This is a genomic window from Mesorhizobium sp. B2-3-7 (assembly GCF_006442695.1).
Taxonomy (GTDB): domain Bacteria; phylum Pseudomonadota; class Alphaproteobacteria; order Rhizobiales; family Rhizobiaceae; genus Mesorhizobium.
In genome coordinates this window covers 274,990-295,925 of sequence record NZ_VFVV01000003.1, presented here as the reverse complement: position 1 = coordinate 295,925, position 20,936 = coordinate 274,990, and the positions used below count along the sequence as shown (strand labels likewise).

Here is a 20,936-nt window from a genome sequence, read left to right as displayed (position 1 = left end):
TAGGACAGCGGCACCTGTGGGTGCCACGAAAAAAGGGCCATAGCCCCAGCTTGTCGGTCTGCAGCACGAACAGGGGTTTTTTCGTCAGAGCAGGCGCTCGTTGTAGCGCTGCGAGATCGCGCTGATACGGCGCGTATCCGGAGGAAACCAGGAGAAGACCGGCTTCGAACAAGAAGCCAAAGCCGGTCTTCTCATTGGCAGTCGGTTAAGCTCAGGCCTTCTTGCCCATAACCTTGTGGTGGTGATGATGGTAGTGGTGGCTGCGATGGTGCTTGCGATGATGACGATGATGCTTGTGCATCGGCGCGGCATCAGCGCTGGTCGCGCCGAGGATTGGCATGGTGAATGCAAGTGCAACTGCAAGCCCGAGGGCCGAGAGGAGGGACTTCTTCATGGATATCTTCCTTTTTTCGCAGGCAATCTGAATCAGGCCAACAGCCTGTTCGCCGCGAGCGGGATTACGCTCCCGATTTTTTTCGTCAGTATTTCCCGAATATAGAATTTTGTTTCTGGAATGTGTCTGGCGGCGCAGGCTGTGGGCTCCGCCGACAGGCTGAGCCCACAGCGCCGATGAGCGGGAGAAATTTCGATACGGGGCCGCAGACGCAACCGGCTTACATGGGCGGGACCACGCCATTGTTGCCGACCACGACGCGGTTGGCACTCAGCGTGCCGTCGGCGCCGCGCGTCGCGGTGACCACGACGGGCGCGCCGGGCTTGAGATCGCCCGGCGTGGCCGGCGCGAAGGTGACGACCGGCGTCTTGTCGGGGATTGAGATCTTCTTTGTCTGGCCGTTGTCGTAGGTCAGCGTCACCGCGCGGCCATTCACGTCGGTCACGTCGGCGACGGTGCCGTTGGTCATGCGGCTGTTGGGCTTGAGGTCCCAGGCGCGGTCGCCTTCGCCCGTGCCTTTCAAGGCTGCGGGAAACACCACGACCTCAAGCGCGCCGCTGCCGCCATCGGCCTTCGACAGGGATGCTATGCCGAGGAAATCGCCGAGCTTGATGTCCTTTACCGACGCGCCCGCGACGCCCGATATCTTCCATCCGGCAGCGAGCTTGATCTTATCCATGCCACCCTGGCGGTTTTTCACCGTCAGCTGGGATTGGTCGGAACTGGCCACGACGCCGCGCACCCGCACCGTGTCTGCCGCCGGCGCGCTGGTTGCAGCAAGGCCAAGGCTGGAAAGCGTGCCGAGCACGATCATGATTGTCCGCAATTTCATCGCATCGATCCTTTCAGGAAAATGACAGCCGCGCCGGCAACGTCTTGGGTTTCGCGCCGGCGCAATTGAACCAACGAACGGGGTCGTAAAAATCATCGAGGGACGAGGTGATCAGGTGTTCAAAAGAACTTGATCGAGAGCGGTTGCGAGCGGCGTCCGCCAGGCATGGTTCACGATGCTGTGACGGCCAGTTTGTGACTTGGCAAATCACCCGCAAGCGGGCATGTTCTCGCCGTCTCAGGCAACACCATTTTCATCAAACTCTTTCAGCCAACGGAGTTGCCAATGCCATACAGTGCAAAGCGCGAACCCCTCCCGGAACTGGTTGCCAGCGGAGCCGGGCAAGGCCATAGCGCCGTCAGAACGATTCGGGAAACCAAGGGATACAGTGTCGAGGAGCTTTCCCTGACAACCGGTCTGTCGGTCGACGAAATCGAGGATATCGAGAACGGCAGGACGGCCGATCCGTCGCAACTGCGCCGTATTGCGTCGGCGCTTCGGCTTCCTCAGGAGGCGCTGCTCGGCACGGCCGTGCAGGCGCGGGCCGCGCAAGACCGCCCCGCGCTGTAGCGCCAGTGCCATGCATGTTCGAAAACCCGCCGGGGACCTTGGCGGGTTTTCTGTTTGCCGTGACTGAAGGCTTCGGCACGTGTTTATGGACGCGCCGGCCTAGCTTGCTGCTTCGTCATTTCGATCCGCGGGGTTTCGATGAGCTTGGAATCCGTTCGTGCCTTCTTTGCCAGCAAGGCGCCTGACATCGACGTGATCGTGACTGACGCGAGTTCGGCAACCGTAGCATTGGCTGCGCAGGCGCACGGCGTGTTGCCGGCACAGATCGCAAAGACGATCTGCCTTCGCGTCGGCGAACGCACCATGCTGGTCGTGACCAGCGGCACCGCCAGGCTGGACAATCGCAAGTTCAAGGATCGGTTCGGCAGCAAGCCGCGCATGCTGGAGGCCGCTGAGGTTATCGAGGCAACCAGCCATCCGGTCGGCGGTGTCTGCCCGTTCGGCCTGCCGGCGCCGCTGCCGGTCTATTGCGACGTGTCGCTGCGCGGTTTCGAAGAGGTGGTGCCCGCCGCCGGCGCCACCAACGCGGCGGTGCGCATCGCACCGCAACGCATGGCTGATCTCACCGGCGCCGAATGGGTCGATGTGTGCCAGGGGTAGATGGCGATAGATGAGACGGACTTTGGGGGTAAGTCCTTGTTTAAAATGGTCGGAGTGGCCGGATTCGAACCGACGACCCCTTGACCCCCAGTCAAGTGCGCTACCGGGCTGCGCTACACTCCGGACCGCGCAAAGCCATATATATTCGAGGCTTGGCGCGCAAGCGCTAAAACCGCCTCCGGAAGCAGAACCAACCATCGCCGATAAATCGCGTCAAACCTGACCGGAAGTCCCACGGGCGTTCGCGGGTCGCTCCGTGGACCATGCCATGAGCAAGGCTTCCTTCAGGGTAAATGCCTCCACCTGTCGGGGCTCTCTTGGCCGGGAATTGCTTTCCAAACGTGGCGTCGCCGTTCGAGGCGGGGAAGATGTCGCCCTGCATTCAGAGATGACGGGCCCGGCGATGGCTCAATCCGGTGGCGGAAATAAATTCCCTTTCGCCAACTCCCGCCTTGGAACAAACCGCCCCCGGTCCGGTTTGGCAACCGTCCGGGGAACTTAGGAGGGACGAAATGACCGGCAAACTCCATATCGGCCTTCCGTGCGCGATCATCGTCGCGGCGGCCAGCATCAGTGCGTTCTCGGATCCGCTGCCTCCTGACATCACCTATCGGCCATTGCCGAGCCAGCCCTTTTCCGCGGTGAAAGCCGATGACGAGGCGCAGAAGCCTGGCGTGATGGAGCGTCAGAAGAAGCTTTTGGAGCAACGTTATGATCTGGCTGACCGTCCGATACCGGGCGTGATGATGACCAACGGCAAGAAGCCGGTCCAGGGTGGCGTCAGGGTCAAGCTGGCGGGTGGCTCGACCTGGGACAGGCTAAGCTCGATGAGCCCCGGCGATATTCGTGACCAGGGTCTTCTGCCGGCTGGCTTCCTGCCGCTACCTCATGTCAAGCAGGCTGCCGGAGGCCAAGTGTTTCCCGAGAAGGAAATCCGCGAGATCGGCCGCCAGGAAGGCCGTGATCTGCGCCGCTTCGACGTCGATTTCGATCTTCCCGATCACCTGACGCCCGAATTCCCGCCACCGATTTTCCTGACCACCCACCCTGAACTCGGCGATGTCTCGCGCGGCGAACTGCTTACCATCCGCAATTACTACGAGATCATGAACGGCATCATCACCCCAGTACAGATGGAAGGTTTGCGGCTTCTGCTGACGCCATTCCCGCAGGAAGAGTTCAATCAGACCGAGGACCGCAAGGTCGCTGGCCAGAGCATGGGTGTCGCCTGCCTTGATTGCCATTCCAATTTCAACACTAACGCCGCCTTCCATCAGACACCCGACATCAGGCCGCAGGCGGCGCGCTTCCGTCTCGACACCACCAGTCTGCGCGGCCTCTTCAACCAGCAGATACATGGATCGAAGCGCTCATTGCGGTCCGTGGAGGATTTCACCGAATTCGAGCAGCGCACCGCGTATTTCAATGGCGATCATGTCAGTGCCACCCGCAAGGGCGTCAACCTGCCTGACCGCCCGAACCAGGTGGCGATGATGGCACAGATGCAAAACATCATCGATTTCCCGCCGGCGCCTAAGCTCGATCCGTTTGGCCGCCTCGATCCGGCACTGGCGTCAGCAGAGGAATTGAAAGGGGAAGCGGTGTTCATGGGCAAGGGCCGCTGCTCCCAATGCCACAATCCCCAGACGTCCTTCATGGACAACAACATGCACGATCTGAAGCTCGATCGTTTCTACAAGCCAGGACAGACCGTCAACGACATGGTCGAGCTTCCCGACGGTCCGATCAAGACGTTCACGCTGCGCGGCATCAAGGACACGCCGCCCTATTTGCATGACGGCCGCCTGATGACGCTCGCCGACACGGTCGAGTTCTTCAATCTGGTGCTGGGCACCAAACTCGACCAATCGGAAAAGGACGCGCTGGTCGCCTATCTGCTCGTGCTCTGAGAAAGCTTCCCGAGGAGGTTCGCATGCGTCTACTCGCAACTGTCGTGGGGCTTGCGCTTCTGCCTGCCGCCACCGCCTTCGCCCAGTTCGGCAATCCGGCTGGCATGGCGCCGGACACGATGAAGGAATCTCCCGGCAAGCCAATGCCTCACCAAACCAACTATCAGGACCGGCTGTTCGCGCAGCTTACCGCTGCTGGCGGTCTGGCCGAGGTCCGCTTCGGCGAGCTTGCCGGAAAATCCGAAAATGCCGCGGTGAAAGACTTTGCCCGCAGGATGGTTGACGACCACCAGAGGGCGAACGACAGGCTGAAGTCGCTCGCCGAAGCGGCCAAGATGCCGCTTCCGCCTGGGCTGGATGCCGAGCACGAGGAGATGCGTACCAGGCTGGAAAAGCTTACAGGCGTCGAATTCGATCTGGCTTACATCAGCGGCCAGATCGTCGAGCATCAGAAGACTGTGCAACTCCTTGAATGGGAGATCGGCTCCGGCCAGGATCCGGATGTCCAGCATTTCGCCTCGGATATCCTGCCGGCCGTACTTGAGCATCTGCGAATGGCGCGGGATATCCGCAGCAAGCTGGTGAACCCGGCATTGGCCGATGCCTCGGGCCAGAGCAAGAAGTGACCGTCGCGTCGGCGGCCAATCCGCGCGTCGACAGCCCTCTGGCCGAGCTTGCCATAGCCCGGGCGGAGCCATCCTCTCCGCTCGCGGTTTGGGCGAGCAACCCAAAGGGAGAGCTTCATGACACAATCGCGCGACTGGTTGATACAGTGGCTGAGAGACGCTCACGCCATGGAGGAGCAGGCCGAGACGATGCTCTCCGGGCAACTGTCACGCCTCGAAAGCTATCCGGAACTCGGCGACCGCATCCGTCAGCATCTCGACGAGACGCGGCAGCAGGCCTCGCGCCTCAAAAGCTGTCTTGACCGGATCGGAGAGGGATCCTCCGCGATGAAAGACGCAGGCGGCAAGCTCACCGCCATGGCCCAGTCGATCAGCGGCGTGTTTGCCGGCGACGAGGTGATGAAGGGCTCGCTCGCCAGCTATACTTTCGAGCATATGGAGATTGCCTCCTACACGATGCTCATCGCCGCGGCCAACGCCGAAGGGGAGGCCGAGGTGGCGCGTGTGTCTGAGCAGAATCTGCGCGAAGAGGAGGCGATGGCGGATTGGCTCAAGAGCCATCTCGCCGAGACGACGCAGATGTTCCTGTCTCGCGCCGCGGCCGACAGCGATGCCGCAAAACGATAATCGGGCCTGTCATCGCGTCGAATTTCGCCGGCCATGATCGTGCGACAGCGGCAGCGCGCGCTGCCTGTCGGCGGCGGCGACTATCGAGCCGATAGCGCTCCGCGGTCACGTGAAGCTTTCGGCATCGCCAGCCGTAATTGCCGCTGATGACGGTGTTCCAGCGCGATCGCGCCCCAGACCAATCCGAGCAGCAGATAGACGTGGCGCCAATGGTCGATGTCGATGAAGGTGCCGAGCCCGACATTGCCGATGAAGGCGACATAGGCGCACAGGAGATAGGGCTGCCATGGCCGGTCGCGCAGCAGGATGCGGAATCCGGCACATATCGTCCAGAGGACAAGCGTCAGGAACGATACGAAGCCGAGCCAGCCATAATCCATCAGCATCTTCAGCCAGATGTCGTGGGTGTCCTCGCCGAAGATGGTGCCGAACACCAGAGGCCCGATGCCGAACGGGTGCTCCATCGCCATTTGGAAGCCGATTGCATAGCGGGCGAAGCGGCCGAGGCGGGCGGTGTCGTAGCTCTGTTCGAGATGGGCACGGTTGGAGAACATTTCCGCCACGCCCGGCAGCTGCAGGATGACGATCATGGCGATCGTCAGCAGCGACAATGCCGCGATGGTCATCACCACCACGCGCAGCCGGAACATGCCGCTGTTGCTCTGCAGGAACAGGCAGCCGGTAAGCAGAACGGCAGAGACGGCAAACATGCCCCAGGCGCCGCGCGAGAAGGAGAAGAAGATGCCTGATGTGATGATGAGCAGCGGCACCGCCAGCAGCGGCATGCGCGAGACCGGCCCGGTCAGCAGCAGATAGAGCAGATAGATGCCGGGCAGAACCAGGAACGGCCCGAACACGTTCGGGTCCTGGAAGGCGCCTGCGGCGCGGTCGTATTTGGTGAACATCTCCGCGCCCGGGAAGGCATGGAAATACCCTGCTATGCCGAGCAGCGAAGTCATCACCGCGGATACGACATAGGCAATGAAGATCAGCCGGTAGAGGCTCGGCTGCGTGGCGGTGACCGATGCGAAGAAGACCGCGCTGAAGGCGAGAAACAGCGACACTGCAAGGTAGAGCGGCGTGTTGGCGAGGTCTGACATCTGCGTCATGGCGATCATGCCGCCGATATTCATCGTCACCAGAAGCACCAGCAGCGGCGCGGCCGCGTGCGAAATCCTCAAACCGAAAAGCGCCCAGATGGCGATCAGGCCGGCCATGTAGATCTCGTAAGGAGCCGGCTCGCTGATGACGAAGCCGGAAAGCAGGATGCCGAGCCCGACCGCGCCCGAGGAAATCAGCGCGATCAGCTTCGCATTGACCGCCGCGCGCGGCAGGTCATGGGTGACCGCGCTCAATAGGCGTTTTCCGTGTTGAGCAGCCGAATCGGCGTCAGGAACAGGATCCGCAGGTCGAACAGCATCGACCAGTTCTCGATATAATAGAGGTCGTATTCCGTCCGCATGCGGATCTTCTCGTTGGTGTCCATCTCGCCGCGCCAGCCATTGATCTGCGCCCAGCCGGTAACGCCGGGCTTGACCTTGTGGCGCGCGAAATAGCCGTCGACCACTTCGTTGTAGAGCAGGTTGTGCGACTGCGCGGCAATCGCGTGCGGCCGCGGGCCGACCAGCGACAGCGAACCCAGCAGCGAATTGAAGAACTGCGGCAGCTCGTCGATCGAGGTCTTGCGGATGAAGCGGCCGACGCGGGTAACGCGCGGGTCGTTCTTGGTGACCGTCTGTCTGGCGGTCGGGTCCGACCGGTCGGCATACATCGAGCGGAATTTGTAGACTTCGATCACCTCATTGTTGAAACCATGCCGCTTCTGGCGAAACAGCACCGGTCCCTTGCTGTCGAGCTTGATGGCGATAGCGGTCGCCAGCATCACCGGTGAGAACACGACGATGCCGATCAGGCTGAAAACGATGTCGAAGGCGCGCTTGGCCACCGAATCCCAGTCGTTGATCGGCTTGTCGAAGATGTCGAGCATCGGCACCGAGCCGATGTAGGAATAGGCGCGTGGACGAAACTGCAGCGCGTTCGAATGCGCCGACAGCCGGATGTCGACCGGCAGCACCCACAGTTTCTTCAGCAATTGCAGCACGCGCGACTCGGCGGTCAGCGGGAGCGACACGATCAGCATGTCGATGCGGGCGATGCGGGCGAATTCGATCAGCTCCGAGATTGTGCCGAGCTTGGGATAGCCGGCGACGATAGGCGGCGAGCGTTTGTCGCTGCGATCGTCGAAAATGCCGCAAATGCGGATGTCGTTGTAGGGCTGCCTCTCGACCGAGCGGATCAGGACCTCCGCTGCCTTGCCGCCGCCGACGATGACGGCGCGCCGCTCCATGTGGCCGTCGCGCGCCCAGCGCCGGATCAGCTTCGACATCATCAGCCGCAGGCCGAAGATGAGAATAAAACCGACGGCGAACCAGGTGCCGAACAGCAATCGTGAATAGTTTTCAGATATCTTCATCACGAATGCCGTCAGCGCCATGAGGGCGAACGTGCCGGCCCAGACCAGCAGCAAACGTCCAAAATTGGCGATCGGCCGCATGAGCGAGACGATCTGGTAGCAATCGGTGACGTCGAGCAGCACCACTGCAAGGAACGACGCGGCGGCGATCGTCAGCGGATATTGCCAGGCGAAATAGTTGAAGAAGCCGACAAAGTAGAAATAGACGCCGAGGCCGGAAAGGAACAGCACTGCGAACTCGACCATCCGCAGGACGCCGCTGACCATGATCGGCGACATCGTATCGCGCCGGTATTGCGAGGCGACCTGACGGGCGACATCATTCATGCCGCCCGGCATGCCGCCATCGGTCGGGGTGTCGAGTTTGCGCACAGCCTCTGCCGAAAAGCGGTGCACGGGATCGATCTCGTTCATGGGATTTCCGCAAGCTTCCCCCAGGCAATAGCAAAAGAGAGCTAAGAAACCCTTGAAACAACGCGTGGCTTTGGAAGGGCTTGGGCCGGTGGTTTATTTGGCCAGCGCCGCGAAATACGCTTTCTCGATCTCGGCAGCCATGACATCGGCTCCGAAGCGTGCCTCCAGATCGGCGCGATCGGGCATCAGTTTTCGATAGGCGGCGGGATCGGCCAGCGCTTCGGCGATCTTGTCGGCAAGCTGCAACGGATCAGGTCTGATCAGGGCAGGGGAATCGGCGCCGAAGATCTCCGGTATGCCGCCAACGGCCGTGGCGATCATCGGTTTTCCCGCCGCCAGCGTCTCGAGCACGACATACGGCAATGCTTCGGCGCGCGAAGGAACGACGACCAGCGCGCCCAGCGCAAAGGCATCCCTGGCCGGCATCGGCGGCAGGAAACGCACATTGCCGTCAAGCCCGAGCCGCCTCACTTGCGCGCGGTACCGAGGCAGGTTGTCGCCGTCGCCCACCATGACCGCGCCCAGCGGGCGTCCGAGCCGTGTCCCCGCAAGGGCCAGCGCGTCGATGAAGATGTCGGGTCCCTTGAGGTCACGCATCATGCCGATGTAGAGCAGGTCCACCATTCCGGGCTTCTCCGGAACGGGGTCGAACTCAGCCGCGCGCAGGCCATTGTAGATCAGCGCGTTCGGAATGGGCGCCTCGCCGACCTTCCTGCGATAGGTGCGTCGCTCATAGTCCGAGACGAACAGCAGACAGTCGGTGAAGTGAGCCATGGATCGCTCGAGCGCGAAGAACAGCTTTCCCGTGAACGTGCTCTCGTCATAGTGGAGAGAACCGCCATGCGGCGAATAAAGGCGGGCTACGCGAGACCTTGATACCCGCAACAGTGAGCCGAACAGACGGGCATAGGCGCCACCCTTGGCGCCGTGCCCGTGCAGCACGTCCGGCCGCAATTCCTTGATGATTCCGTAGGTGCGCGAGGCCGAGGCGAGATCGCCCAGTCCGACATGGCGCTGCATCGGCGTGCGATGGATGCCGAGCGCCAGCATGGCCTTCATCCGCTCGAACAGGCGCTCCTCGTATTCCCCGCCTGTGGTCGAATCGCACACGATGCCGACCGAATGGCCGGCGGCGACCTGAGCTTCCGCGAGGTCCCGCACATGCCGAAAGATCCCGCCGACAGGTGAACGAAAGCAATGGACGATCCTGAGTTTGTCCGCCACGTGTGTTCGTCAGAACAGACGTTCACGCACATAGACAGTATCTCCGGGCAGCAGCGGGTCTGACGTGACAACCCGGCCGGTCATCACCTTGCCGTTGATATCTCGGGTGATGTCGACGCTTTCCTGGTTGGCGCGCGGCGTGAAGCCGCCGGCAATGGCGACGGCTTTCTGAACGGTGAGGCCGGGCACATAGGAATACTGGCCGGCGGCGCCCACTTCGCCCATGACGAAGATAGGCCTGTAGCGGTCGATCTCGACGGAAACATCGGGATCGCGCAGATAGCCTTGGCGCAGTTTGTCGGCGATTTCCTTTTCCATCTGCTGGGCGGTGTGGCCGCGGGCCGGCACGGCGCCGACCAGCGGGAAGGAGAGATATCCGGACTGGTCGACACTATAGGTGTTGGTCAGCCCGTCCTGCTCGAACACGGTGACGCGGACGCGGTCACCGGCGCCCAGGCGATAGGGTTGATCGAGCACCTCGTGGAAGGCGGCCGGCGTCGGCCGGTAGCTGGAGCAGCCAGCAAGCATCGACACGGCAAGCAGCGCGCGAAAGAGGGAAGCAGTGCTTTTCATGACAGGACACATACCTTCGACTGGCCGCTGCGGCGTCGCAGCAAACATCTGAGAGCGCGTCCGTTATCGTCCTGTTAGGGTTAATGGCCGGTAAAGGGCGCGATCGATACGGCATCGATCGGCAGGAGTTTTATAACTTTGACGGTTTTGCTTGGCGCCTGCCAGTAAGTCCTGACGGAAGCTTCCTGTGATCTTAACGGCTGAGTTACCATAGTTGTTTACGGTGCATGCGATCCGTATCGGAGTAGGATGCATGTCCGTTCAGTCCACGGCCGCAGACGTTGACGTCGATCTCAGGCAGCTCTTCGCCAGCCTGGCGAGGAACTGGCTGCGAATATTGGTCGTCTCCCTGGTGGTTACCGGGTTGGCGTTTGCGCTCGCTTCGCTGGCAACCAAGCACTACAAGGCCCAGACGCAGGTTCAGATCGATACGCGTGAATCCGTCTACACGCGCCCGGCCGGCAGCAATGACAGCGACAAGCCTATCCTCGATGAGCAAGGCGTCGCCACCCAGGTCCAGATCATTTCGTCCAACGAAATCCTCAAGCAGGTAGCGCAGAAGCTTGATCTGTCGCGATTGCACGAATTCGACGAAACTGTCGATATGTCGCCTCTCAACCGCCTGCTGATCCTGGTGGGGTTGAAGAACGATCCCATGGATATTCCGGTCGACGAACGCGTCCTGAAGAAGATGCGCGAGAAGCTCAACGTCTATGGCGTCGAAAAGACGCGTATCATCGCCATCGAGTTCTCCTCGGAAGATCCCAAGCTCGCGGCTGCTATCCCCGATGCCATTGCTGCCGCCTACATTGCCGGGCAGGGCGCGGCCAAGCTCGAATCCAACACCGCCGCGGCGGACTTCCTGGCTCCCGAGATCGCCGATCTGCAGAAGCAGGTCAGGGATGCCGAGGCCAAGGTCGCCGCCTATCGCGCCCAGTCGGACCTTCTGGTGGGCGGCAACAATTCTGTGCTCGCCACCCAACAACTGGCCGAACTGTCGACCGAATTGTCGCGGGTGCGGGCCAACCGCGCCGCCGCCGAAGGCACCGCCGACAGCGTGCGCAAGGCGCTGCAGAATGGCGGCTCGCTGGATTCGCTGCCCGAGGTGCTGTCATCCGATCTGATCCAGCGCTTGCGCGAACGGCAGGTCGAACTGCGCGCCAACATCGCCGACCTGTCGACGACGCTGCTCGACAATCATCCGCGCATCCGCGCGGCAAAATCGCAGCTAGCCGATCTCGACGCGCAGATCCGCAGTGAAGCTCAAAAGGTGATGAAGGGCCTGGCGATGCAGGCCGATGCCGCCAAGTCACGTGAGAGCCAGCTCGTCGCCGACGTCAACACGCTGAAGGCGGCTTCCGCGGAGGCAGGCGAACAGCAGGTCGGTCTCGATGCGCTGCAGCGTGACGCTGCCGCCAAGCGCCAGCAGCTCGAACTTTACCTGACCAACTACCGCGAGGCGGCTTCGCGCCAGGATCGCAATTACGTGCCGGTCGACGCGCGTGTCATCTCGAAGGCCGTAGTGCCTTCCGAGGCCTACTTCCCCAAGATCGGGCCGATCGTCGGTGCTGCTTTTGCCGCCTCGCTTTTGCTCATGTCGGTGTTCACGCTGCTGCGCGAACTCTTTTCCGGCCGCGCCATGCGCCCGGCCAGCGGCGCTCGCTTCGAGCCGATCGACGAGGTGGCGATGCCGGTCGCGGCCAGGGAAACGACGATCATTCCAGAGTCCGGGCCTGAGCACCACGCTGAGAAAGCGGTGGAACCGGAGATGATGGTGGAACCGGATCTGCTCTCGCCGGCGGAATCTGCCATAGAGGTCGAACCCGCCGCCGGCGCACCGGTCGCCGAAACCGTCCCTGTTGCCGAGGCCGTCCCGGTCGCCAAAACCAGGCCGCGTTCGGTGCTGGGCGAGATCGACGTTGAAAAAGCGGCGGAAAAGCTGATCGCAAGCGGCGCCGCGCGCGCCATCTTCGTGTCGCCCGAAGGTGACGAGGCGGCCGCCTCCGCGATCCTGGTGGCGCGTGAGGTCTCCGACGCCGGCCTGCGCGTGCTGCTGCTCGACCTCACGGCTTCCGGCGCCGCCTCGCGACCGATGCTCGACAGCGGACTGTTCCCGGGCATCACCAATCTGCTCGCGTCGCAGGCGCAGTTCAGCGAAGTCATCCACCCCGACCTCTATTCCGACTGCCATGTCATTCCTGTCGGCACCGCCGATCCGGTTCGCGCCATGCGCGCCGCCGACCGGCTGCCGATCATCATGCAATCGCTGACCACCGCCTATGACCTGGTGGTAGTCGAATGCGGTCCCGCCGACGCCCAAGGCATCAGCCGTCTGGGTGGCGATGCGACCGAAGTGTTCCTCTCCATGCTGGAGCCGGATGATGAGGTGACGCAGGCCGCCGTCAAGCTTATCGAGAATGGCTATCCGGAGTTGACGCTGGTGACCCCGCTCGGCCACGAACCGCCGGGCACTCCGGTGCCGGGAAGGCGCTCGGCGGCTTGAGTCCGATGAGCGGCGCTTGTGGTCATCACGTTGGAAGGTGGGCGGGTTAGCTACCGTCCTCGGCGGGCGCCGGCGCCTGGCCAGCGGCCTTGCGACGCAGCAGCTTGGTCAGCTTCCAGATCGTCGGACTGTTCTTGACGACGGCTTTCAGTCTGGCACTTTGCCGCAGCCCCAGCGCCAGTGCGCGGCCTTTCGACGTCAGCGGAACCAGCACCTCGAAGTGCTGCGTTTCGATATCGCACCATAAACGCTTGTACGGCTCGTCGCCGACCGAGAAATCATAGACGTCGAAACCCGCCTCGCAGGCTTCCTGGATATTGTCGAAGAACAGGAAGTCGCCGGGGCTGGTGTGGGCGAGGTCATCCTCGGCGATCGCGCCGAACTCGCAGATCAGCCGTTTGCCCGAGCGGCTCGATCCGGTCACGGCGCGAAGCTTGCCGGCGACCTCGAGCCCGTGCAGCACGAAGGAGGGCTTATCCTCGGCAAGCGCCTCGGTGAACAGAGCACGGAAGAACGCCCGCACTTGATTGTCGCCGAAGACGTTGGCGATGCCCATCCTGCGGAAGCGGGATTCCTTCATCTCGAAAAAGCCGTCGAGCAGCCGGCCGACCTCGTCCACGGTCCGCGCCTCGATGCGCCGATGGCTGCCGACGGCCTCGAACTTGCGCGTCTGCGAGCGGTGCTTCTTGCGTTTGCGCTTTCCGTTTGCGCGAGAGAGCAGTGCATCGAAACCGCCGACCAGGTCGACGGCGAGCGACAGGTTCGGGCTGTCGAAATAATCGAACGAGGCGAGTGGGTTGGCTACGCCATCGAGGTCGGGCAGCAGGCGTTCGAAGGCGACGAGATCGATGTCGGGGCGAGCCTCGGCTATGGCCGCCAGGGTCGAACGAATAGCCGCACTGTCCGCCCTGGCAAGCCATTGCGGGTCGGCGGCGACGAAATTGCCATTGGCGTGGCGGCCGCCCATGAAGCGCGCAACACGGAATGGCCCATGGCCGACGACCTCCAGCGCCAGTGCGAAAACCGGTCTGCCTTCGCAATTCAGCATCGCCACGACGGGGTCCGGCTCGACCTGCGCGGCCCAGTTGCGGATCCAAACCGCGCTCTGCGCCGGCGCGAACACGGCGGAGCGGCAGAACGCGGCATAGGCCGCGAGCCCATCGGCGGAAGCGGTGGAAACCGACAGCCCAGCCGGCTCTATTGGCGGCACACTGGGCGGGGCTTCGATTGCCGCCAGGCGATTGCCGTCAAATGACGCGGCCGCGTCAACCATACCTCAATCCTTAGGGCGTATTGCTGCCGATTTGGGGGCGCTCAGGCGTATCCGTGCTTGGTTCAGCCTAGGCGCAAAAGGTGAAGGAATGATCGACGGCGGGGAGGCAATCCGAAAGCTGGCGCTCAACGTCGCCCGCTATACCGGCCTCGCACCGCTGGTCAAACCGCTGGTCGGCGGTATTGGCGCCATCCTCATGCTGCACCGCGTTACGGCAAAGCCCGAAAAGCCCGACAGCGTCAACCGTCATCTCAACATTGCGCCCGGCTTCCTCGACGCCATGATTGCCGGCCTGAAGGCGGATGGCTACGCCTTCGTCTCGATGGACGAGGCGGTGGAGCGTATCGCGGCGCGCCGCAAGGGCGGCCAGTTCGCCGCCATCACCGCCGACGACGCCTATCGCGACAACATGACCGAAGCCTTGCCGGTGCTGGAAAAGCACGGCGCGCCGATCACCATCTATGTGGCTCCGGGGCTGATCAACGGCACTGCGGATCTGTGGTGGGACGTGGTCGAGGATCTCGTCAACGCGGGCGATCGCCTGACCCTGACGACGTCCGACGGGCAAACGACGATCGACTGCACCAGCCCGGCCAAAAAGCTCCAGGCCATCGCACGGCTGCACACCTATCTCACCACCGAGGTTCGCGAGGAGGACCTGCGCGCCGTGCTGCGCGAACTGGCGCATGCGAAAGGCGTCGACGCCGGCCGGCCGCGCGTCGACACGCTGATGACCTGGTCGGAGATCCGCGCGATCGCAGCGCATCCGCTCGTAACGATCGGTGCTCATACGATCAACCACAGCAATCTGAAGCGGCTTTCAGAAGCCGACGCGCGGCACGAAATCGTCGGGGTGAAGTCCATCCTGCGAGCCGAGCTGGGCGAGGAGCCGCGCCATTTCGCCTATCCCTACGGCTATGCCAGCGCCGTCGGCTGCCGCGAAGTGGGCCTTGTCCGCGATGCCGGCTACACCTCGGCCGTGACCACCCGTCATGGCGTGCTGCGCGCCGAACACGCCGGCTTCCTGCACGCATTGCCGCGCATCTCGGTCAACGGCCGTTATCAGAACCTCGCCCACATCCGCACCATGCTGTCTGGCGTGACGACGCCGCTCGCCAACGCCGGAAAGATGGTGGTCACCATCTGAGGCCGGCCGGCAACGGTTCAGCGCTTGGGCCGATGCTCCAGCATCAGCCATTTGATGATGCCCATGGCCGGCAGCACCCAGAGCAGGCCGCTTAGCAGGAAGAACAGGAAATGCGTCCACGGGCCCGCCTCGGACAGCCGGGCGACCGCGAAGATCGATGCGACCAGCGCATAGATGATGACAAGCGCCACCAGCAGGAACATTCCGATCAGCTTTTTCAGGCGCACGGGCATGGTTGGCCTCCTGGAGCCGGGGTAAAGTGCGGCCCAGCTCAATGTGTCGGCTTCGCCATAGGCCTTGACGCGAAGCTGTGCAACCCGACAGACGCGGCGCGACGGCGTGCCGCGCCGCCCGGTCTTGCATGCGGGAATGCGATGGTCCACCAATCCGCGACTTCAACCTGCCGGGATAAAATCCATGGCCGCCATTACTGCCGCGCCTTACGAGGCGCGTGACCGCGATCTGCACAACCGCGCGCTGGTGCGCGGCTGGCTCTACGTCGTGCTTCTGGTGCTGTTCGCGCTGGTGCTGGTCGGCGGCGCCACAAGGCTCACCGAGTCCGGCCTGTCGATCACCGAGTGGCAGCCGATCCACGGCGTCATCCCGCCGCTCAACGACGCCGAATGGCAAGAGGAATTCCAGCGCTATCAGCAGATCCCGCAATATGCCGAGCTCAACAAGGGCATGAGCATCGAGGCATTCAAGTCGATCTTCTGGTGGGAGTGGGCGCATCGTCTCCTGGCGCGCAGCGTCGGTCTGGTTTTTGCCTTGCCGCTGCTGTTCTTCTGGGCGGCGCGCCGCATCGAGCGCGGACTGGGGCCGAAGCTGGTCGGCATCCTGCTTCTCGGCGGTCTGCAGGGCGCCATCGGCTGGTGGATGGTTGCCTCCGGTCTGGTCGACCGCGTCTCGGTCAGCCAGTACCGGCTCGCCACCCATTTGACGCTTGCCGCGCTGATCTTCACGGCGACCATGGTCGTCGCGCGCGGCTTGGCGCCGCATTCGGAACCTGCGGCCGATCGTTCGACCCAGAAACTGGCTGGTTTCATAGTGCTTCTGGCGCTGATCCAGATCTATCTCGGCGGTCTGGTCGCCGGGCTCCACGCTGGCCTGAGCTACAACACCTGGCCGCTGATGGACGGCAAGATCATTCCCGGCGATCTGCTGATCCTGGAGCCGGCATGGCGCAATTTCTTCGAAAGCCCCAAGACGGTGCAGTTCGTGCACCGGATCGGCGCCTACACGGTGTTCGTCGTCGCCCTGTGGCACATGATCGCCACGCGTCGCCGTCTGCCCGGTTCAACGCATGCTCGTCGCGCGACGCTGTTGTTTGCCCTGGTGCTGGTGCAGGCCTCCGTCGGCATCGGCACGCTGTTGATGCATGTGCCGCTGCACATGGCGCTGACCCACCAGGGATTCGCGTTGATCGTGCTGGGGTTCGCCGCCGCGCATTGGCGCGGCACCAAGGGCGCATATCCCTTGCCCCACGAGATCGCCCTCGGACGCTGAGTCTCTCCGGTCACATCCAGAACGTTCGACTGCGCCATCGTCTTGTCGCCGTCGAATTCCGCCTGACGCAAGGCGGCACGGATCAGAAGCCGAGCCGTACCGTTCGGATCGCTGCTGCGACCGACAGTTCGCGGTTCTCCTCGATCGCGTTGTCGTCCTCATGGTGCCAGGAAGCCGACAGGCAGCCATAGGCGATGGCGTGATCCAGTATTGCCGCCGGCGTCTGGCTCAGCGTTCGCGCAAAAACTTCAGCCATCCCGGCAATCCGTGGGGGATCGAGACAAAGGTCGTCGCGATCAAGAGGATTGTAGAACATGTTCGCGGCATCGAATCCCGGGTCGCCGAGAACGCCCTTCGGATCTATCGCCAGCCAGCCGCGTGCTCCGTGCATGATGTTGTCGTGATGGAGGTCGCCATGCAGCGGCCTGATATCATGCGGACCACCCAGCAGCCGGTCGGCGATTTCCGCCGCTTCGACATAAAGGCTGTTCCGGCCAACGACACGGTCGGCCTCCGCTTTCTTGAACAGGCTGGAAAATCGTTCCCGAAGCGGCTGCAGGTCGGGCGGAGCGGGGTGATCCGATGGCGAAAACAGCTTTGCCATCACCTCCGCCGCGATTTCCGTGGCGGCCAAATCTCCCTGCTCGGCAAGAACATGCGACAGCATGGTCTCCCCGGCATATTCGAGCAACATGGAATGCCCGTCGCGGCCCAGCAGCCGCACGGCGCCTTCGCCGCGCCGCCAGGCAAGGAAATGCTCGCCGCGCAACTCGTCTGCGACGTCATCGAATGGCTTCAGCGCCTTGACGATCGCCGGCGAGCCGTCCTCGCGCCGCACCTTCCAGATGCGGCTCGAAAAGGTCTCGGCGATGAGCTCGGGCGCGCTGATCTTCCAACGGTCCGGAAATGCCGGTGCCGCCATCAGAGGCCGAGCATCAGGTCCATGTTCTGTACGGCAGCCCCCGATGCCCCTTTGCCGAGATTGTCGTAAACGGCGAGCAGCAGGGCCTGCGCGCGCTTGTCATTGGCAAAGACGTAGAGCTTCATGCGGTTGGTGCCATTGTAGATTTCCGGATCGATCTCCGGAATGCGCTCCAGATGCGCATAGGGCGCCACTTCGACCACGCCGCCCTTGATGGCGGCGAAATGGTCGGCGATGGCTGCATGGAGTTCCGCACCGGTCGGCACATGGTCGAGGCCACCGAGCTGCAGCGGCACCACCGTGATCATGCCTTGCGCGAAATTGCCCACCGCTGGCTGCATGATCGGATCGTGCGACAGTTTCGCATAGGCCCTGAGCTCCGGCACGTGCTTGTGCTGGAGGGTGAGCCCGTAGGGTAGAAATTCAGAGGCGTCCTCGCCCTTGGCGACATAGTCCTCGATCATCGGGCGGCCGCCGCCCGAATAACCGGAGATGCCGTTGACGGTGACCGGGAAATCCGCGGGCAGAAGGCCGGCGGCGACCAGCGGCCGCAGCATCGCGATCGGTCCTTGCGGCCAGCAGCCGGGATTGGCGACGCGTTTTGCCGCCCCGATCTTCTTCGCCTGCTCCTTGTCCATCTCGGCAAAGCCATATTCCCAGCCTTGCGCGACGCGATGCGCGGTCGAAGCATCGATGACTCTGGTGGTCTCGTTGGAGATCAGCGACACGCTTTCCTTCGCCGCATCGTCCGGGAGACACAGGATCGCAACGTCGGCGGCATTGAGGAATTCGGCTCGCGCCGCCGTTTCCTTGCGGCGCTCGGCGGGAATTGAAATGATCTCCAGGTCGCCGCGCTCGGCAAGCAGCGCCCGGATCTGGAGGCCGGTGGTGCCGTGCTCGCCGTCGATGAAGATTCTCGGTTTCATTGGCTGATCAAATTCCCTGATATCGAAAAACTATATGCCGTTGCCTTGATTCACCGCGGCGCCGTTGTGGCTGCCGTTGTTCAGCTCTTCGAGCCGTGCTTTCCGCTCGGCCAGCAGGCCAAGATACTGCATGGCGATCATCGAGCCGGCAATCGCCGTTATATCGGCGTGATCGTAGGCCGGCGCAACCTCCACGACATCGGCCCCGACAATATCGATCTGATTGAGCTGGCGCAGCGTCGACAGGATCTTTGCAGAGGACGGCCCGCCGGCGACCGGCGTGCCAGTGCCGGGTGCATAGGCAGGATCAAGGCAGTCGATATCAAAGGTGAGATAGGTCTTCTTGCCGCCCGTCCTGTCGACGATGGCGTAGGCGATGTCGGATGCACGCATCTCCTCGATCTCATGACCGTAGAGGATCTTGATGCCGAACGTGTCGGGCGCGTGGGTGCGGATGCCGATCTGGATCGAGCGGTCGGGATCGATAATGCCTTCCTTGACCGCGCGGCCGACGAAGGATCCGTGGTCGATGCGTTTGCCGTCATCCTCCCAGGTATCCTGGTGCGCATCGAACTGCACCAGAGCGAGCGGGCCATGGATTGCGGCATGTGCCTTGAGCAGGGGCCAGGTGACGAAATGGTCGCCGCCCAGCGACAGCAGGAAAGCACCTGTCTTCAGGATCTTGGTCGCCTCGCGTTCGATCGTCCCCGGCGTCTTCTGGTGGTTGCCGGTATCAAGCAGACAATCGCCATAGTCGACCACCGCGAGGTGCTCGAACAGATCGCGCGAAAAGGGATATTGCGGATCGTTGTCGAGGATTGCCGAGGCGCGGCGGATCGCCTGCGGCCCGAAACGCGCGCCGGGCCGATTGGTGACGGCGGCATCGAAAGGGATGCCCCAAACCACAGCGTCCGCGCCCTTCACATCCTTCGTGTATTTGCGTCGCATGAACGACAGCGCGCCGGCATAGGTCGGCTCCAGCGAAGCGCCCGTCTTTGAGCGGGCTGTGAAGGCATGGTCGATGTTCTTGTTCGCCATTACGGATCCTTGGTTTTTATCGGGGTGCAACAACTACAGAACCGGCACGCAACATGCCAGTCACAGCTTGGGGAAACGAAACGGCGCGGCCGCGGTGCCGCCGCGAGACAGGATTGTATCATCATGACACAGACCGCGTTTCTTGATTCTCCCCATGGCGCGGCGTCGATCCAGTCCGGCACGGTGGCGGGTGAGCGGTTCCTGGTTCTCGATTCGTGGCGCGGCATCTGCGCCCTGCTGGTTGCGCTGTTCCACTTCCCGACCGCTTCGACGATCTCGCAAAGCGCCTTTGTCGGTTCGTCCTATCTGTTTGTCGATTTCTTCTTCGTTCTCTCCGGTTTCGTCATCGCCAGCTCCTATGGCTGGCGGCTGAACCAGCCGCGGGAGGTCGCACGCTTTGCGCTGGTGCGCTTCGGCCGCATCTATCCGCTGCACCTTCTCATGCTCGCCGCCTTTGCCGGCTTCGAGCTGCTGCGGCTGATGCTGCCGCAGGTGCATGGCGCCGGTGCCGCTCCCTTCACCGGCGGCTTCAGCCTCCAGAGCCTGCTTGCCAACCTGCTGCTGCTCCAGGGGGTCGGCTTCGAGGACCAATTGACTTGGAATGCGCCAAGCTGGAGCATTTCGGCGGAGTTCTTCGCCTACCTGTTGTTCGCGGGAGTGGTCTTCACCGCCGGGGCACGCGCCTGGGTGTGGTTCGTCGCCGCCGCCATCACCGCGCCGCTGTTTCTGCTTGGCTTCTCGACCCACCATATGGATGTGTCCTTCGATTTCGGCTTCATACGCTGCCTGTACGGCTTCTCGCTCGGCGCCTTGCTTGCCTGGTTCCAGCATGATTCCATTGCAGGCGCGCGACAGGCGCTTGCCCGGACCGGCCCGTTGCTGAGCTGGACCCTTGCCGAAATCGTCATGGCGGCTGTCATTGTGCTTTTCGTCGCACTGGCGGGCGACAATGATGCCGGGATCGCAGCACCGCTGGTGTTTGCACTGGCATTGTTTCTCTTTGCTCATGAGGGGGGCTGGATCAGTGTCTTTCTGAGAACCCCACTCATTCTGACGCTCGGCGCGCTGTCCTACTCGATCTACATGGTCCACATCTTCGTCCAGGCGCGCATGATCAATGTCGCCGGCCTGGTCGAGCGCAAGCTCGGCCCCGGTCTTGTCGGCGACATCGTCTTGCGCGGAGAGCCGGCGACCGGCTTCGGCGCCGGCTGGGCGGGGGACGTTGCGATCCTCGTCATGCTCCTTGCCACGATAGGTGTCTCCTGGATTACCTGGCGTTTCGTCGAGATGCCTGCGATGGCCTGGTTCCGCCGACTGTCGAAACGCATCTGAGGCGACATATCGCTGGCAACCGCTAGCCGGCTTCGTTCACCTAGAC

At 62.7% G+C, this 20,936-nt stretch carries 20 protein-coding genes and 1 tRNA gene; 9 read left to right on the top strand and 12 right to left on the bottom strand.

All coding sequences use genetic code 11. From position 1 onward, the window contains the following. Nucleotides 1-211: 211 nt before the first annotated feature. Nucleotides 212-394 (bottom strand): hypothetical protein, encoded by a 183-nt coding sequence (locus tag FJ940_RS08305; protein ID WP_140521795.1) that lies wholly within the window; start codon nt 392-394, stop codon nt 212-214. A gap of 220 nt (nt 395-614) precedes the next feature. Then, nucleotides 615-1,226, bottom strand: coding sequence for a hypothetical protein (locus FJ940_RS08300; protein ID WP_140521797.1), 612 nt, complete (start codon nt 1,224-1,226; stop codon nt 615-617). 285 nt (nt 1,227-1,511) lie between these two features. Here FJ940_RS08300 and FJ940_RS08295 point away from each other — a divergent pair, with 285 nt between their 5' ends. Then, nucleotides 1,512-1,796 (top strand): helix-turn-helix transcriptional regulator, encoded by a 285-nt coding sequence (locus FJ940_RS08295; protein WP_140656114.1) that lies wholly within the window; start codon nt 1,512-1,514, stop codon nt 1,794-1,796. 138 nt (nt 1,797-1,934) lie between these two features. Next, nucleotides 1,935-2,396: a YbaK/EbsC family protein gene (locus FJ940_RS08290; RefSeq protein ID WP_140521801.1), complete on the top strand. Its 462-nt coding sequence runs from the start codon at nt 1,935-1,937 to the stop codon at nt 2,394-2,396. 46 nt (nt 2,397-2,442) lie between these two features. On the opposite strand, the gene FJ940_RS08285 is transcribed toward FJ940_RS08290, so the two are convergent. Continuing rightward, nucleotides 2,443-2,519: transfer RNA gene (locus tag FJ940_RS08285), tRNA-Pro, on the bottom strand. A 389-nt stretch (nt 2,520-2,908) separates the two neighbouring features. On the opposite strand from FJ940_RS08285, the gene FJ940_RS08280 reads away from it, so the two are divergent. From FJ940_RS08280 to FJ940_RS08270, 3 genes are all read left to right on the top strand, one after another. Next, a complete protein-coding gene (locus FJ940_RS08280) occupies nt 2,909-4,306 on the top strand; it encodes a cytochrome B6 (protein ID WP_140521803.1) in 1,398 nt (465 codons plus the stop codon). A gap of 23 nt (nt 4,307-4,329) precedes the next feature. Next, nucleotides 4,330-4,932 (top strand): DUF4142 domain-containing protein, encoded by a 603-nt coding sequence (locus tag FJ940_RS08275; protein ID WP_140521805.1) that lies wholly within the window; start codon nt 4,330-4,332, stop codon nt 4,930-4,932. A 117-nt stretch (nt 4,933-5,049) separates the two neighbouring features. Further along, complete coding sequence (locus tag FJ940_RS08270; protein WP_140493990.1) at nt 5,050-5,559, top strand: DUF892 family protein; 510 nt, start codon at nt 5,050-5,052, stop codon at nt 5,557-5,559. A gap of 80 nt (nt 5,560-5,639) precedes the next feature. On the opposite strand, the gene FJ940_RS08265 is transcribed toward FJ940_RS08270, so the two are convergent. The 4 genes from FJ940_RS08265 to FJ940_RS08250 all read right to left on the bottom strand — a co-directional run bounded on the left by FJ940_RS08265 (nt 5,640) and on the right by FJ940_RS08250 (nt 10,243). Further along, nucleotides 5,640-6,914 (bottom strand): O-antigen ligase family protein, encoded by a 1,275-nt coding sequence (locus FJ940_RS08265; protein ID WP_140656111.1) that lies wholly within the window; start codon nt 6,912-6,914, stop codon nt 5,640-5,642. Then, nucleotides 6,911-8,446, bottom strand: coding sequence for an undecaprenyl-phosphate glucose phosphotransferase (locus FJ940_RS08260; RefSeq protein ID WP_140656108.1), 1,536 nt, complete (start codon nt 8,444-8,446; stop codon nt 6,911-6,913). The genes FJ940_RS08265 and FJ940_RS08260 overlap by 4 nt, the downstream gene beginning before the upstream one ends. A 93-nt stretch (nt 8,447-8,539) precedes the next feature. Further along, nucleotides 8,540-9,670 carry a glycosyltransferase family 4 protein gene (locus tag FJ940_RS08255; protein WP_140560586.1) on the bottom strand — a complete coding sequence of 377 codons (1,131 nt, stop codon included), beginning with the start codon at nt 9,668-9,670 and terminating at the stop codon, nt 8,540-8,542. Nucleotides 9,671-9,679: 9 nt separating this feature from the next. Next, complete coding sequence (locus FJ940_RS08250; RefSeq protein WP_140493982.1) at nt 9,680-10,243, bottom strand: polysaccharide biosynthesis/export family protein; 564 nt, start codon at nt 10,241-10,243, stop codon at nt 9,680-9,682. Nucleotides 10,244-10,496: 253 nt separating this feature from the next. On the opposite strand from FJ940_RS08250, the gene FJ940_RS08245 reads away from it, so the two are divergent. After that, nucleotides 10,497-12,746, top strand: a complete 2,250-nt coding sequence (locus FJ940_RS08245) for an exopolysaccharide transport family protein (RefSeq protein WP_140656105.1) — start codon at nt 10,497-10,499, stop codon at nt 12,744-12,746. Nucleotides 12,747-12,792: 46 nt separating this feature from the next. Here FJ940_RS08245 and FJ940_RS08240 read toward each other — a convergent pair whose 3' ends face one another. Further along, complete coding sequence (locus FJ940_RS08240; protein ID WP_140515724.1) at nt 12,793-14,019, bottom strand: GNAT family N-acetyltransferase; 1,227 nt, start codon at nt 14,017-14,019, stop codon at nt 12,793-12,795. Between the two features lie 88 nt (nt 14,020-14,107). On the opposite strand from FJ940_RS08240, the gene FJ940_RS08235 reads away from it, so the two are divergent. After that, complete coding sequence (locus FJ940_RS08235; protein ID WP_140656102.1) at nt 14,108-15,166, top strand: polysaccharide deacetylase family protein; 1,059 nt, start codon at nt 14,108-14,110, stop codon at nt 15,164-15,166. A 17-nt stretch (nt 15,167-15,183) separates the two neighbouring features. Here FJ940_RS08235 and FJ940_RS08230 read toward each other — a convergent pair whose 3' ends face one another. Next, on the bottom strand, nt 15,184-15,399 hold the full coding sequence (locus FJ940_RS08230; RefSeq protein WP_140515728.1) for a DUF2842 domain-containing protein: 216 nt from the start codon (nt 15,397-15,399) through the stop codon (nt 15,184-15,186). Between the two features lie 184 nt (nt 15,400-15,583). Between FJ940_RS08230 and FJ940_RS08225 the strand changes: the two genes are divergently transcribed. Continuing rightward, a complete protein-coding gene (locus FJ940_RS08225; protein ID WP_140515730.1) occupies nt 15,584-16,672 on the top strand; it encodes a COX15/CtaA family protein in 1,089 nt (362 codons plus the stop codon). Between the two features lie 82 nt (nt 16,673-16,754). Here the strand turns inward: FJ940_RS08225 and FJ940_RS08220 are convergent, their stop codons facing one another. Genes FJ940_RS08220 through speB form a run of 3 tightly spaced genes read right to left on the bottom strand, consistent with a single transcriptional unit; the run spans nt 16,755 to nt 19,558 of the window. Continuing rightward, nucleotides 16,755-17,597, bottom strand: a complete 843-nt coding sequence (locus FJ940_RS08220; protein ID WP_210239458.1) for an aminoglycoside phosphotransferase family protein — start codon at nt 17,595-17,597, stop codon at nt 16,755-16,757. Then, nucleotides 17,594-18,520, bottom strand: a complete 927-nt coding sequence (gene argC / locus FJ940_RS08215) for an N-acetyl-gamma-glutamyl-phosphate reductase (RefSeq protein ID WP_140515734.1) — start codon at nt 18,518-18,520, stop codon at nt 17,594-17,596. The genes FJ940_RS08220 and argC overlap by 4 nt, the downstream gene beginning before the upstream one ends. A gap of 30 nt (nt 18,521-18,550) precedes the next feature. Then, nucleotides 18,551-19,558, bottom strand: coding sequence for an agmatinase (gene speB, locus FJ940_RS08210; protein WP_140515736.1), 1,008 nt, complete (start codon nt 19,556-19,558; stop codon nt 18,551-18,553). Between the two features lie 123 nt (nt 19,559-19,681). Here speB and FJ940_RS08205 point away from each other — a divergent pair, with 123 nt between their 5' ends. Next, nucleotides 19,682-20,890 (top strand): acyltransferase, encoded by a 1,209-nt coding sequence (locus tag FJ940_RS08205; protein ID WP_140515738.1) that lies wholly within the window; start codon nt 19,682-19,684, stop codon nt 20,888-20,890. Nucleotides 20,891-20,936 lie beyond the last annotated feature (46 nt).

What these genes read in the sequence shown, in the direction of transcription:
- FJ940_RS08205 (WP_140515738.1), top strand. Translation starts at nt 19,682, where the DNA reads ATGACACAGACCGCGTTTCTTGATTCTCCCCATGGCGCGGCGTCGATC.
- argC (WP_140515734.1), bottom strand. Translation starts at nt 18,520, where the DNA reads ATGAAACCGAGAATCTTCATCGACGGCGAGCACGGCACCACCGGCCTC.
- FJ940_RS08290 (WP_140521801.1), top strand. Translation starts at nt 1,935, where the DNA reads ATGAGCTTGGAATCCGTTCGTGCCTTCTTTGCCAGCAAGGCGCCTGAC.
- FJ940_RS08295 (WP_140656114.1), top strand. Translation starts at nt 1,512, where the DNA reads ATGCCATACAGTGCAAAGCGCGAACCCCTCCCGGAACTGGTTGCCAGC.
- FJ940_RS08225 (WP_140515730.1), top strand. Translation starts at nt 15,584, where the DNA reads ATGGCCGCCATTACTGCCGCGCCTTACGAGGCGCGTGACCGCGATCTG.
- FJ940_RS08305 (WP_140521795.1), bottom strand. Translation starts at nt 394, where the DNA reads ATGAAGAAGTCCCTCCTCTCGGCCCTCGGGCTTGCAGTTGCACTTGCA.
- FJ940_RS08250 (WP_140493982.1), bottom strand. Translation starts at nt 10,243, where the DNA reads ATGAAAAGCACTGCTTCCCTCTTTCGCGCGCTGCTTGCCGTGTCGATG.
- FJ940_RS08275 (WP_140521805.1), top strand. Translation starts at nt 4,330, where the DNA reads ATGCGTCTACTCGCAACTGTCGTGGGGCTTGCGCTTCTGCCTGCCGCC.
- FJ940_RS08270 (WP_140493990.1), top strand. Translation starts at nt 5,050, where the DNA reads ATGACACAATCGCGCGACTGGTTGATACAGTGGCTGAGAGACGCTCAC.
- FJ940_RS08300 (WP_140521797.1), bottom strand. Translation starts at nt 1,226, where the DNA reads ATGAAATTGCGGACAATCATGATCGTGCTCGGCACGCTTTCCAGCCTT.
- FJ940_RS08240 (WP_140515724.1), bottom strand. Translation starts at nt 14,019, where the DNA reads ATGGTTGACGCGGCCGCGTCATTTGACGGCAATCGCCTGGCGGCAATC.
- FJ940_RS08280 (WP_140521803.1), top strand. Translation starts at nt 2,909, where the DNA reads ATGACCGGCAAACTCCATATCGGCCTTCCGTGCGCGATCATCGTCGCG.
- FJ940_RS08230 (WP_140515728.1), bottom strand. Translation starts at nt 15,399, where the DNA reads ATGCCCGTGCGCCTGAAAAAGCTGATCGGAATGTTCCTGCTGGTGGCG.
- FJ940_RS08260 (WP_140656108.1), bottom strand. Translation starts at nt 8,446, where the DNA reads ATGAACGAGATCGATCCCGTGCACCGCTTTTCGGCAGAGGCTGTGCGC.
- FJ940_RS08235 (WP_140656102.1), top strand. Translation starts at nt 14,108, where the DNA reads ATGATCGACGGCGGGGAGGCAATCCGAAAGCTGGCGCTCAACGTCGCC.
- speB (WP_140515736.1), bottom strand. Translation starts at nt 19,558, where the DNA reads ATGGCGAACAAGAACATCGACCATGCCTTCACAGCCCGCTCAAAGACG.
- FJ940_RS08245 (WP_140656105.1), top strand. Translation starts at nt 10,497, where the DNA reads ATGTCCGTTCAGTCCACGGCCGCAGACGTTGACGTCGATCTCAGGCAG.